This is a genomic window from Rhizobium sp. FG113 (assembly GCF_057809895.1).
This window is the reverse complement of record NZ_JBMDKV010000001.1, coordinates 1392628-1405002: the sequence shown is the minus strand read 5'-3', so window position 1 is coordinate 1405002 and position 12375 is coordinate 1392628. Positions and strand designations below refer to the sequence as shown.

At 59.8% G+C, this 12375-nt stretch carries 11 protein-coding genes; 5 read left to right on the top strand and 6 right to left on the bottom strand.

The window, feature by feature from the left end:
- Positions 1–28: 28 nt before the first annotated feature.
- Positions 29–442, bottom strand: coding sequence for a GlcG/HbpS family heme-binding protein (locus ACODTZ_RS06250; protein WP_489024548.1), 414 nt, complete (start codon positions 440–442; stop codon positions 29–31).
- A 237-nt stretch (positions 443–679) separates the two neighbouring features.
- Entirely contained in the window at positions 680–889 is a 210-nt protein-coding gene (locus ACODTZ_RS06245) for a hypothetical protein (protein WP_489024826.1), read from the bottom strand.
- Here ACODTZ_RS06245 and ACODTZ_RS06240 point away from each other — a divergent pair.
- The gene (locus tag ACODTZ_RS06240) at positions 788–3451 is read left to right on the top strand and encodes an ATP-binding protein (protein WP_489024816.1); all 2664 of its coding nucleotides are present in this window, start codon (positions 788–790) and stop codon (positions 3449–3451) included. The two genes, ACODTZ_RS06245 and ACODTZ_RS06240, sit on opposite strands and share 102 nt — an antisense overlap.
- A gap of 7 nt (positions 3452–3458) precedes the next feature.
- Here ACODTZ_RS06240 and ACODTZ_RS06235 read toward each other — a convergent pair whose 3' ends face one another.
- The 4 genes from ACODTZ_RS06235 to ACODTZ_RS06220 form a co-directional block, all read right to left on the bottom strand.
- Complete coding sequence (locus ACODTZ_RS06235; RefSeq protein WP_489024546.1) at positions 3459–4622, bottom strand: hypothetical protein; 1164 nt, start codon at positions 4620–4622, stop codon at positions 3459–3461.
- Positions 4623–5084: 462 nt separating this feature from the next.
- Entirely contained in the window at positions 5085–5933 is an 849-nt protein-coding gene (locus tag ACODTZ_RS06230; RefSeq protein ID WP_489024544.1) for an alpha/beta fold hydrolase, read from the bottom strand.
- 13 nt (positions 5934–5946) lie between these two features.
- Positions 5947–6663 carry a hypothetical protein gene (locus tag ACODTZ_RS06225; protein ID WP_489024542.1) on the bottom strand — a complete coding sequence of 239 codons (717 nt, stop codon included), beginning with the start codon at positions 6661–6663 and terminating at the stop codon, positions 5947–5949.
- 46 nt (positions 6664–6709) lie between these two features.
- On the bottom strand, positions 6710–7573 hold the full coding sequence (locus ACODTZ_RS06220; RefSeq protein WP_489024541.1) for an MBL fold metallo-hydrolase: 864 nt from the start codon (positions 7571–7573) through the stop codon (positions 6710–6712).
- A gap of 373 nt (positions 7574–7946) precedes the next feature.
- Here ACODTZ_RS06220 and ACODTZ_RS06215 point away from each other — a divergent pair, with 373 nt between their 5' ends.
- From ACODTZ_RS06215 to ACODTZ_RS06200, 4 genes are all read left to right on the top strand, one after another.
- On the top strand, positions 7947–8690 hold the full coding sequence (locus ACODTZ_RS06215) for an alpha/beta fold hydrolase (RefSeq protein WP_489024814.1): 744 nt from the start codon (positions 7947–7949) through the stop codon (positions 8688–8690).
- Between the two features lie 67 nt (positions 8691–8757).
- A complete protein-coding gene (locus ACODTZ_RS06210) occupies positions 8758–9738 on the top strand; it encodes a GlxA family transcriptional regulator (protein ID WP_489024539.1) in 981 nt (326 codons plus the stop codon).
- A 196-nt stretch (positions 9739–9934) separates the two neighbouring features.
- Complete coding sequence (locus tag ACODTZ_RS06205) at positions 9935–10984, top strand: LacI family DNA-binding transcriptional regulator (protein ID WP_489024537.1); 1050 nt, start codon at positions 9935–9937, stop codon at positions 10982–10984.
- A gap of 104 nt (positions 10985–11088) precedes the next feature.
- On the top strand, positions 11089–12354 hold the full coding sequence (locus ACODTZ_RS06200; RefSeq protein WP_489024535.1) for an ABC transporter substrate-binding protein: 1266 nt from the start codon (positions 11089–11091) through the stop codon (positions 12352–12354).
- The last annotated feature ends 21 nt before the right edge of the window (positions 12355–12375 follow it).

Genomic DNA, 12375 nt, shown 5'->3' with positions numbered 1-12375 from the left:
CATTGCCTCTCTGTGATTGGGTTGATGTCTAGCGGAGCATCGCCTCGAAGGCGGCAAGTCCCGCCCTGGCGATCTTGGTGTCCTGTTCAATGGTTCCGCCGGAAACGCCGAGCGAACCCGCCATTCCTCCATTGGGACATTTGAGGGCGATCCCGCCTCCGTAGGGTGCCAAACCATCGTTGGTCAGCTCGAGGTGAGGCGCCGGGGCTCCAGGCTTCAGGTAGTCCCAGATGTCCTCGCTGTTGCATTGGAAGAGGACCGCGGTCTTGGCCTTCCGGATCGCGATATCGATAGACCCGAGAACCGCTCCGTCCATGCGGTGAAACGCCTTCAGGTGTCCGCCGTCGTCGAGGATTGCGATGATCGCCGCCAGGCCCATCTCCCGTGCCTTGGCTTCGGCATGATCGATGATCGCCTGGGCGTTGTGAGCCGAGATAGGCATTGGCAAACCTCCCTTTCGTCCGCGTGATTTTTTGATGGGTGGACTGTCGAATGGGCGTGCGTTTGCTTCAAGTTGATAGCTGTTAAGAGTTGTTAAGGCGGACCGCAAACGTACCTTGAACACCCCCAGAAAGGTCAGCTTTAAGGACCCGGAAAGCCGTCCAAACAGGGCCGCCACCTTGTCGCTCTTGTGGTCTTCCGGTATTTAGAGGCCTGTTGTCGCGCGGAGCCGGTCGTGTCAGTGCAACAGTTCACATTCGGTCCATTCGAACTCGACCCCATGCGGCTCGAATTGCGGCGTGATGGCGTCCGGCTGAATGTCGGCGCGCGAGCCTGCCGGGTTCTCGTGGCGTTGGTGGAACGCTCCGGCCAAGTCGTCACCCAGCAGGAGCTGTTGGCGGCAGGCTGGTCCGGTCTGCATGTTGCGGACGTGAATCTTCGCGTGCACATCGTGGCACTGCGCAAGGCGCTCTCCGGAGGGGCAGACGGAACATTCGACATCACGACGGTGCCGCGCGAGGGATATGTGTTCGCTGGGCCCGTCTCACCGATTGGCGCTACAGCGCCGACCCCACCGCGTTCATCGCTTGCGATTCCGAGACAGCTCACCACGCTCTTCGGCCGAGACGAAGCGCTAGCGCGTCTCGGCGATGCCGTCGCCCGGCATCGGATCGTAACGATCGTTGGGCCGGGAGGCATCGGCAAGACGGCCATGGCGCTGGCAGCCATCGCCGAACACGCTGACGACGCCGACGGGGAATGCGTGTTCGTAGACTTCTCTACATCCGTGACATCCCTTCATGTCGAGACCCGGCTGTTCGAGGCGCTTGAACTCGAAGGGAGCCCAAACGATGTGTCCGCCTACATCGAGCGCGCGTTGGGGGGCAGGACGATCCTGCTCGTCCTCGACAACTGCGAACATGTGATTGGTCACGTGGCGGCGCTGGTGGCAAGTTTGACAAGCAGGACCGGTGGCGTTTCGGTCCTCGCCGCCAGCCGCGAACCGCTGCGGGTCCCCGGCGAGCGCATCTTTCCGCTTGAGCCACTGGATTGTCCGCCTGAGGGCGCCGTGCTGACGGGGCGGTCGGCCATGGTCTATCCCGCGATCCAGATGTTCGCGGAGGCCGCCGGCCGCCGTTCGCTTGCGTTCGCTGTCGATGACGCCAACGCGTCTCTCCTGGGTGAGGTCTGCCGGCGACTGGACGGAAGTCCGCTTGCCATAGAACTCGCGGCGGCGACGAGCGACACCATGACGATCGCCGAGCTCGCGCGTCGGCTCGACGATCGGTTCAATGTTCTGACACGGGGCGCCCGAACGGCATTGCCAAAACACCGTACGCTGCAGGCGGCAGTCGACTGGAGTTACGATGCCCTGAGCGCGGAGGAGGCGCTTGTGATGCGGCGCCTCGGGGTGTTTCCGGGACGCTTCACAGCCGAAGACGCAAGAGCCGCCGTTGCAGACGAGACATTGCCTGGTGACGGCATTCATCATGCCTTGGCGAACCTGACCGCAAAGTCACTTGTCACCGTCGATTTCAGCGGGGAGATCGCATCGTTCCGATTCCTCGAGACGATGCGGGTCTATGCGAGACTCAAACTCCTCGAAAGTGACGACGCCCCCGCAGCCTACGCCCGCTTCATCGACCATACTTTGCGACGACTGGACGCAATCGATCGACTGGAAGCCTCGGAAGATGATATCAGACGAAGGCACGCCACTCTCCTGGACGATTGGCGCGCCGCACATGATTGGTCGATCCGAAACCGCGACTGGCATACGGCTCTGAAATTGATGGCAGGAGCAATCGGCTTCAGTCAGTCTCTCAATATCAGAGTGGAATACGTGCACCGCGCGATCGAAACGCTTCGCGTGATACCTCCTGACCTGCAGCGTGAAGATGTCCTGTGGTTGGAGATGCGCATCTGCGCCCATGCAGCGCAGATGCTCCTCGACACGCAGCCGCCGGATCCGCCGAACTTCATCGACTGTATCGAATCCATTGCGTTGCGCGCGCTTGAACTCTCGAATCGACTGAACGCCCCTGATCATCAGATGAGCGCGCTCGTGACGCTGACAATCGGCGCGTTGACGGGAGCAAATGTCGAAGAACTCGAATCTTATGGTGCAGGCGTCTTCGAACTGGCTCAGCGCCTGAAGGATTCCGACTCCTTCCGGACAGCTTACTATCTCAACGGTTACACCAAGTATTATCGCTCTAAGTTCGACGCCGCCGTTGGCGATTGTGACCGCGCGCTTGACCTCGCCGCCCAGTTACAATCCGGCACGTCAATCGCATTCGACCACGTACCAAGCGTCCGTGTGCTGCGCTCACGTGCGCTATGGATCCAGGGTAAATTCCTCTCTGGATTGGATGAGATGGACGAGGCTCATCGGATAGCGCTCAATGGAGGGCACGTTCCGACGATCGCCTGGGTGGCATGGTGCGGGTTGTGCGTCTATTCCTGGGCCGGCCTCATGGATAAGGCGGCCGAATGCGCGAAGCTGCATGAGCAACTGGCGAGGGAGTACAGGAATCCCGGTTGGTCGAGATATATTCCAAGTGCGCACGAGGCGTTGGAACGTCTTCGCGACGGCCGCAGATCCTTCGACACTTCGCCTATCGACTGGATCCCCCATGTCCCCTCTCATGCCGACATGATGACGAGCATCCATTGCGGGTTTCACCGGTCCGCGGACCTTCAGCGTATCGAATCCGTGCCACAGCATTGGTGTGCCTCGGAGCACTTGCGCGGCGCCGGCGAGCACCATCTGATGGCGGGGCGTATGGGCGAAGCCGAGAAGTTCTTTTCGCGGGCTCTCTCGATATCGCAATCGCGCGCCGCGGCGGCCTGGGAGATACGCGCCACGCTCAGTCTGGCCCGGCTCAGGGTTCAGCAGGAACAGAGCTCGGTAGCTCGTGCCCTGTTGGAGCCGCTCGTCGAACGCTTTGCCCAGTTCGAGGGCAACGCGGATCTCGCCTATGCGGCACGTCTCGTGGCCACCTGCTGACTGGAGCCTAGCTGCCGGGCGTGGCCTCAGCTTCCACTGCAGACGGCATCCTTCGCCGAGCCGATATAGCGGCGCAGACGACATAGAGAAGCAGGGATATTGCCGACATCGCGACAGCCACCCAGCAGCCGCCGAGCACATCGATATCGGTCGTCGCGAAGGACGCAAGCAAAGGTCCCAATCCATTTCCGAAGAGGATCATCGGCAAGATCAAGACGGCAGCCTTTCTGGTCGTATCGAGCCTGACGATTTCGGCCATCTGAAACGCCTGTGCCGCTGCCGCAGCACTAGCGAAAACGCAGACGGAAAAAACGAAGGCCGTGGGAATGGCGATCTGCACGGCGACGGCCGTGAAAACTGTCTGAGCAAGCACCACCGAAAACAGCGCCGGCCACTTCGCAACCTTCGGGACCACCCATGCGGAAAGCCACGCCGCAGCAACCTGCCCCGCAAGCGCAGAAGAAAAGGCCAGCCCGACAACCGATGGGCTAAGTCCGTGCTGATTGGCAACGCGCTCGATGTAAGTCCAGGCGGCGCCCAGCCCGCCGCTTTGGAGGATGGTGCCGACGCAAAACAGCACCAGCGGGCCGCTGAAGGGAATACGAGTTCGTTCCGACGCAACGTGGGGAGCGACCCGATCCACCAGAGTGATCGCGAACGCTGCTGCCACCAGGGCCCCAGCGGCGAGCGTATAGAACCCAGCCTCGATCCCAAACTTGGGAATGAGGACGACCGGGATCAGATAGGCGAGGCCAATCTGGGGAACCACGGAGGTGCCGACGAGGATACCGGTCAAGCGGTCGGGATTGTTGGAGCGCACGATGATCGCGTTCGCCGCGCCGAAGAGCAGGCCGCCAAGCAATCCTGCTATCGCGCGATCCAGCAGGATCATCGCTTCGCTTCCAGAATGCGCGGTCGCCACGTTCACGACTGCCAAAGCGAGCCCGACAGCCACGGTCTTCAAGCGCATGGCGCCGCGCGCCATCCAGTAGCCGCCAGCCGCAGACCCCAGTGCAAGCCCAAACAGTTCGAACATTGCGGCTTGGCCAATCCCAGCTTTGCTCAGTCGGCCTACCTCATCCAATCCGCCAAGAAGGATCGGGAGGACGCCCAGCGACAGCAACGATGCTGTGCCGATGACCATCGCGCCAAGTATAGATATCGGATTCATGCGCAAATTCCCAAAATCTGGTTGACGCTGGTGATGCGATCGATCGTGTTCTGGAATGTTATGATGACGCTGTACTGGCGGGCATCCCCACATGCGCATGACGCGTACTGTACGCTGGTGGCGTTATACGTGGTCTAGTGAGAATTTGGAACCATAAGAAAACAATCGTTCGGCGGCCACTCAGACGCTGTCGTCTGCGTCTGCTGCGGTGGCGTCGTGGTCGCGGTTTGCAACTCGATCAGTGTCATCAATGTCCGCTCCTGCCGCGCAGAGCGGCCAAAGGCGGTAGACCACCCTTGAAGGCGGGTTGCAACATTTTGAGATGAGTTTTATCAGGCACGCCTGTCTGAATATGGCGCGGCGGGTTCACATCCCTTCAAGAGCAGGCAGAACGTGGGCCTGCATGTTCTCTATGTACCTCATTGGCGATGCCTTGTGAGCCAACCATCCTCATCGCATTTCTCAAGAGCCATCCAGAAATTGATGGATATCACGAACAAACCAGTCGCAATGCTGGAACAAGAACCCGTGTCCAGACCGCGGATAGAGGATGAGCTGACCGTTCGGTACCTTGCTTGCCGCTGCATAGCTGTTGAACGCGTGTATCATGATATCGTCCACACCGTTGGCATAGAGCACTGGAAGCGCGAGCTTCTCCAACAGGGGATACAGTGCATCTCGTTGCCTCAGGTGTTCGAACGCAGCTACCATCTGCTTGACTCCCGCCTGATTGACCGGCGGCTCTGCCTCCTCGGTTCGTTTCCAAAGACGTGCAAGATGGTCGCGGCCTGCTGCATGGCCTTCCGCCGCCTCCGAGAAAAACAGATAGAGGAAGTCGTCATCATTGTTGACGGGTTTGAATGCGACCTCCCACACTTTGTCCGGAGCGGCTGGGGCGTTGGGCACTCCCCCAGGCCCAGAACCAGCGACGACAAGACGGCGCACTAGGTCAGGGCGCTGCAGTGCTGCGCTTTGCGCCACGTAGCCGCCCATCGACCAGCCAAGCAGGTCAAACGTGCCAAGATCGAGTGCGTGAGCAAAGTCAATCAGCACGCGACCCATGTCCGGAATGTTGTCGGGAACCGTCCCACATGAGAGGCCTACCCCGGAACTGTCGAAGAAGTAGACGCGCCGCCGTATGGTCAATGCTTCGAGGAATTTGGGGTCCCATTCATCCATGACACCACGAAAACGCATGGCAAGAACGAGTGGCGGTGCGTGTTCAGGGCCGATTGCGCGGTATGCAAGTTTTAGATCGCCAACGTTGACGTACTGCGTGGTGGTTGCGTCGGCTTGGTATTTGATGTCCATCGCAGACTTTCCTTCAGCTTGCTAGAATGTCGGAAACTTGAATAAGGATGGCTGCGGGAAGCGACGATTGAGCTCCTTCCTCGGTGCGGCGGACAACCCGTCTGAGTGTGGGGAACAGAATTCCGGCGAACCATGCATGGTCGTAGCAGTAATGCGCCGCGACGCCGCCCGCCACTTCGGTCTCGTAATCAATGCGCTGGAGCAACCCGTTGGTGTCGAAGTAAAAGACCTGTTGCGGGCAATGGGTCGGAACATCTGGCGGGAATGTGACCCTCAGGCGCCGCCAGACCTCACCGTTTTCATGATGCGGATCCACTTCCTCTGTCTTGAAGCCGGGGCGCGTGAACAAAAAGGGCGTCGAGAGGTAATTCCACATCGCATAGGCGTTGAAGTAGAGCAGTTGCGAAGGGTCCCATTTAGTCGCCAGTACGTGGCCGGCAAACGATGAACGGGGTTGGGATCTTTCGTCGGTCGCCATACCCTTTCGATCTGATATCCAGGTCCGGTCCGGACGAAAGTGCCCCACGCTTCCCGCCGCCGGATAAGACGAGATGTCGACGGTAGGTTCGCGCGTGGCAATCCTCATAATGACATCAGCCATACCCTGTGGTTGGCCTTTGATGGTGTACATCGGGCCGGTAAGCGATACCCGCACACACAATTCACGCAGGTCATTCCATCGCTCAAGGCCGCCATGGGCACTCACGGCGAGATCAAGAAGATCGGTCATGGAGTTTCTCTCGTTGTGGATGGGACTGTCTGAGTTCGTTGATAGCCTACCGTGCCGGAGCGTAGCGGTAGGCGCCTTCATTTCGTTCCGCATAGCCGAGGCCCGGATATGTCCAATGATATCCAAGCAGCTTGATGCGGTCGGTCGCCGCGCGATCCAACATCTTCAGGCGGTTGCTGATGGCTAGATCGGAATCAGTGTCGAAGCCGAAGCGGACTTTCGGAAACTGAAAGGATGCGATCTGATTGGTTGCGACGTCGCCTGCTATGATGAGGCCATCATCGCCTGCAACTTCCAGAGATATATGCGCCGGTGTGTGTCCGGCGGTGTCGAGTACGCGCAGGCCGGCGACGATGTCGTCACCAGGGTGCACGAGGACAACACGATCCCGGATAGCCGCAAAATCGCGTTGCGCGCCGCGTGCAAACTCCGCGAAGTCGTGCGGCAGGCTGCCTGGCAGATCGGGATCAGTCCAGTAGCGCCACTCAGCCTCATTGACGTAGTAGGTCGCATTCGGAAAGGTCAGATTGTCCTCGTTATCCAGCATTGCCCACATGTGATCCGGATGGCCATGAGTGATGACAATTTTGGTAATTTCGGATGGCTTGATACCCGCATTCGCCATGTCGGCGAGAAGCTTTCCATCTGATGGTTGGTATTTGTTACCCGCCCCTATGTCGACGAGAATGGTGTCGGCGCCGCGCTTGAGAAGCGGAATGTTTGCCTTGGATCGCACATGCTTGCCATCGGGATCGCCTGTCGCGGCCATCACGTTCTCGCGCTGTTCATTCGTGCCATCCGCGACAACGATGTCGATTGGGACACGGATGAATCCGTCGCTGAACACCGTGATATCGAACTCGCCGTTTGCGAATCTGAGCTGTGGTTTCGTGGTTTCGTGTGTCTGCATTGCAAACCTCCCTTGCATTCAAGGCAGGAGGTAAGGGCGGGCACGCCAGCTTCGAGCGGCAAAACTGTCAAACACCGAGCCATAAGTGACAGAGTTCGTGCTTCGACCGCGAATTCGTGGATGTGTCGCTCTCCACAGGACCGGGCAGTGATCGCCCTATTGCCAGGAGAACAGCGCTGTGTCCGGCGCCCTTCGCTCCGAATTGGCATGCAGTCTGAACATCACCATGCCGTTTGTCAGTTCTGCCATCGGCTTTTGTCGGAAAAGCCGGTGATCGACTGCAATACCGTCACCTACGTTCTTGAATGAGCGGCGCAATCCGCTCGCTCATCAACGCTTCTATGTCACCGAAGGAGATCAAATCGTGCATAACATGTCCATGCTCATTGCATCCGCTGCCACGCTTCTGGCGGCCTCCATCGCGCCTACTCAGGCCGCCGATTCAATCAAGAACATCGTCCTGGTCCACGGTGCGTTCGCCGACGGTTCGGGATGGCAGCCCGTCTTCGAAAGGCTTGTGAAGAAGGGCTATCACGTCAGCGTGGTCCAGGAGCCGGAAACCAGCCTTGCCGAGGACGTCGCCGCCACCAAGCGTGTTATCGACATGCAGGACGGGCCGGTCGTCCTCGTTGGTCACAGCTGGGGCGGTCAGATCATCACCGAAGCCGGCGCTGACGAGAAGGTGAAGGCGTTGGTCTACGTTGCCGGCATTGTGCCAGACGTCGGTGAGACGACCGCTTCGCTTCACGCCCGTTTCCCCGCCGCCGGAGCACCCAACGTGATGGAAGTTTCCGGTGGTTATTTGATGATCGATCCGCAGCACCTTCACGAAGACTTCGCAGCCGATCTGCCGAAAGCCCAGGCCGAGTTCATGGCCCAGTCGCAAGTGCTCATTCACAAGGACGCTCTCGGTACGCCGGCCAAGGCCGCGGCGTGGAAGGACAAGCCGAGCTGGGGCATGGTCGCTACGAAGGACCGCACCATCAATCCCGAACTTGAGCGCTGGATGTACAAGCGTGCCAATGCCAAGGTCACGGAAGTCGCTTCAAGTCACGTCATCATGATCGCCCATCCCGACAAGGTGGTGGCCGTGATAGAAGAAGCCGCTGGAAAGTAGTCGCGTTCAGGGTGGAAATCCGAAGAGGAAAGGCGATATCGGAAAAGAGGCGTTGTCGGGAGCATTCATGGACAGGATCGAAACAGGTTCAGCGACAATCGAAGTCGGGGTGTTGGCATATCCGGGCGCGCATGAGGCCGCGATCCTTGGCATGACCGATCTGATCACGATAGCCAACAGGTTTGCAGGCGAGAAAGGCATCGCTCAAGTGCCCGTGCACAGATGGTCGCTCGACACTGCAGGCCATGTCCGGCGCGAGGATCAGCCATCCAATGGAAGCCTTCCGAACGTCCTCGTAATCCCCGGCCGCCTCAGCGGTCCGCCATCTGCACACGAAGCTGCCGCCTTTGGGCCGTGGCTTCGTGCGCTTCATGACAAGGGGACGCTGCTTGCGACATCGTGTGCGGGATCGTTCCTTCTCGCTGAGGCAGGCTTACTCGACGGCCGTGCTGCTTCCACGCATTGGGCCGAGGCGGCGGAGTTCCGTCGGCGCTTCACCAAGGTCAAGCTGGAGGTCGACGAGATTATTATCGATGACGGCGATATCATCACCGCAGGTGGCCTCATGGCATGGACGGATCTCGGGATGCGCCTTTGCGAACGGATATTCGGCCCGCAGGTGACAATGCAGACCAGTCGCTTCATGCTCATCGACACATCCGGACGCGAGCAGCGGAATTACAAGTCCTTCAAACCGCGGGTGGATCACGGCGATGATGCGATCCTCTCAGTTCAGAAAATGCTCCAGTCGATAGATGGTGAGCCGATAAACGTTTTTGAGATGAGCCGTGAAGCCAAGCTTGAAGAACGCACCTTCTTGCGACGTTTCAAGTCGGCGACCGGACTTCGCCCGACTGAATACGTCCAGAGTCTTCGGATCGAGAAGGCGAAGGAGTTGCTGCAAACGACCCGACGATCGGTTGAACATGTCGCGCAGTCTGTGGGCTATCGCGATGTAACGGCCTTCCGACGACTGTTCAAACGGGATACCGGCCTGTCCCCGGCCGATTTCCGCAAGCGGTTTCGTAATGGTTCAGGGACTGACTGAAGTCTGGGAGCCGCGTCGATGCTGAAGATGGAACAGGCGCTCGACCTACCAGTCACTTACACAATGCAGACGATGCGGCGGATTCGATCTCCTCGGGGCCGGCGCCAGAGCACTAGCTGTGTCATCGATGACATCATGCGTTGACGAATGATCGCCGCCGTCCTATCCGTTGCCGGAGGAAACCGGGAGGATGGCGGTGAAGAATCCCACGTTAATCGAAGTGGCGAAGATGGCCGGGGTCTCCACCGCCACCGTCAACCGTGTTCTAAAGAGCAACGGCTATGTCTCCGACGAGGCACGCCGCAAGGTCGAGGAGGTCGTGCGTCTGACTTCCTATCAGCCGAACATTGTCGCGCGCGGGCTTCGAACCAACCGCAGCTTCACCATCGGCTTCATCGTCTCGTCGATAACGGTCAACCCGTTCTTCGTGAACGTCGCGCGTGGCTTCGAGGCGGCGGCGCTTCGGGAGGGCTACAGCACCATCATCGTCAATCACGGCGGCGATGCCGAGCGCGAGGCGCACGCTGTGCACTCGTTCCGGCAACGGCAGGTCGATGCCATTGTCTTCAATCACGCGAGCGGACCTGAAGCGGTGCAGTTGGCGCTGGCGGCGAACATCCCGGTCGTCGAGATCGAGCGGGCGACCACCTCAGACGCGCCTTTCGTGCGCGTCGACAATTATGTGGGCGCCCGCGATGCGATGAAGCACCTGATCGATCTCGGCCACAGACGAATTGCTTTCCTGGGCGGCGATCCTGCGCTGTTCTGGCCGGATCCGGGCAGGGGCCGTTCCGTCGAGGACGACAGGCTTGCAGCGTACACCGATGCGTTGACAGAGGCGGGATTGCCGGTTGATCCCGCGATGATCAGGCTCGGACGCTATAACAACGAGCCGCCGCTGGCTTCAAGCACCGAGGGCTATGAACATGGCCGTCGGTTGCTCCTGCTTCCGCAGCGGCCGACGGCGATCTTTGCCACCTGCGATATTCTGGCGGCCGGCGTGCTGCAGTCCCTCTATGAAGCCGGTCTGTCGGTGCCGCGCGACGTCTCGGTCGTGGGCTTTGACGATACGCTGGCCGCTAATCTGACGCCGCCGCTGACAACGGTCGCGCAGCCCATGACTGAGCTTGGAGAGGCCGGGTTCGCGTTGGCGCTCGCCGGTATCGAGGGACGCGCGCTGGATCGCGCACTTCTGCTGCAGACAAGCTTGATCGAGCGCGCCTCGACCTCGAAACTTCAGGCCTGATACAAAATCGTTGACCCCTCACGGGAGGAGTGTTAACGATGACACATGTCAACGATGACATAGCCACCGAGGAGGGCGGTCTCGGAACCTTGGAGGAGGGACCCATGAGAAAGTTCGCTGTCTGGACAGCAGGGCTCGCAGCCCTGTTGAGTGCATCTTCACTGTCGTATGCCGCCGAGAACGTCACGTTCTGGCAGTTCAGCACTAACCCCAACGACATTGCCGCTTGGAAGGCGGCGATCGAAGGGTTTGAGGCGAAGAATCCCGATATCAAGGTCAACATGGAAATCGTGCCATGGTCCGAGCAGCAGCAACGGTTGGTGAGCGCGCTGACGGCCGGCGGACTGCCCGACGTCTCCATGCTTGGCAACAATGTGGTCGCACAGTTCCAGGCAGCGGGTGCGCTGGAGCCGCTGGATGCCTACTTCAAGGCTTATGACACCGAAAACAAGACCGATGTCGCCAGCAATGCCTGGCCCGGCGACAAGGGCTATTATCATCTCGCCGATCATTGGTGGGCCTCGCCGGTCTCAGTTGAAACGCGCGCGCTGTACTTCCGCAAGGATCTGCTGAAGAAGGCCGGCATCGACAAGGCGCCGGAAACTTGGGAGCAGCTAGCGGCAGCCGCCAAGAAGCTGACGGGTGACGGTGTCTACGGTATGGGCCTGTCGATGAGCCTCGACTATTTCACCGTGCAGAACTTCATGAGCGCCTATCTCGGCTACGGTGCCTCCATGCTGACGGCGGAAGGCAAATGCGGCTTCGACACCCCGCAGTTCAAGGATGCGCTGACGACCTATGTCAGCGTCTACAAGGACAAGGCCACGCATCCCGATGCAAGCACGATGGACGGGAACACCTTCCGCCGTGGCTTCCTGGACGGCAAATACGCCATGATTCTCTCCGACCCGAGCCTTTATCGCGATCTGCAGAAGGAAAAGCCTGCTTTTCTCGATCAGGTCGATATCGCCATGGTTCCCGCCGGTCCGAAGGGGCGCGACGGCTTCCTCGGCGGCTGGCCGCTCGTTCTGTGGAACGCATCGGCCAACAAGGATGCGGCCGCCAAGTGGATCATGTACGCCACGCATGGCGAAGGCCTGAAGGCGCTTGCGACGGCCGGCGGCTTCATTCCCGGCAGCATCGAGATCGCCAAGCAGGCGCCGTGGGATGAGTTCCCCTACAAGCTCTTCGTCGAGCAGCTGCAGAACGCCCGTCCCTATCAGTATCCGCACGAAGCTATTCCGCAGATGGGTCAGCTCGAGGTCGATACGATCCAGAAGGCCGTTCAGGCGGTGGCGCTCGGGCAGCAGGACGTCGAGGCCGCGACCAAGCAGCTCTGCGTCAACATCGACAAGACGCTCGCCCGCTGATCCCGTTCCTGAAAAGCCGGA

Bases quoted from the DNA above. Each gene is read 5' to 3' on its own strand.
- ACODTZ_RS06200 (WP_489024535.1), top strand. From the start codon at position 11,089: ATGAGAAAGTTCGCTGTCTGGACAGCAGGGCTCGCAGCCCTGTTGAGT.
- ACODTZ_RS06225 (WP_489024542.1), bottom strand. From the start codon at position 6,663: ATGACCGATCTTCTTGATCTCGCCGTGAGTGCCCATGGCGGCCTTGAG.
- ACODTZ_RS06210 (WP_489024539.1), top strand. From the start codon at position 8,758: ATGGACAGGATCGAAACAGGTTCAGCGACAATCGAAGTCGGGGTGTTG.
- ACODTZ_RS06230 (WP_489024544.1), bottom strand. From the start codon at position 5,933: ATGGACATCAAATACCAAGCCGACGCAACCACCACGCAGTACGTCAAC.
- ACODTZ_RS06220 (WP_489024541.1), bottom strand. From the start codon at position 7,573: ATGCAGACACACGAAACCACGAAACCACAGCTCAGATTCGCAAACGGC.
- ACODTZ_RS06235 (WP_489024546.1), bottom strand. From the start codon at position 4,622: ATGAATCCGATATCTATACTTGGCGCGATGGTCATCGGCACAGCATCG.
- ACODTZ_RS06250 (WP_489024548.1), bottom strand. From the start codon at position 442: ATGCCTATCTCGGCTCACAACGCCCAGGCGATCATCGATCATGCCGAA.
- ACODTZ_RS06215 (WP_489024814.1), top strand. From the start codon at position 7,947: ATGTCCATGCTCATTGCATCCGCTGCCACGCTTCTGGCGGCCTCCATC.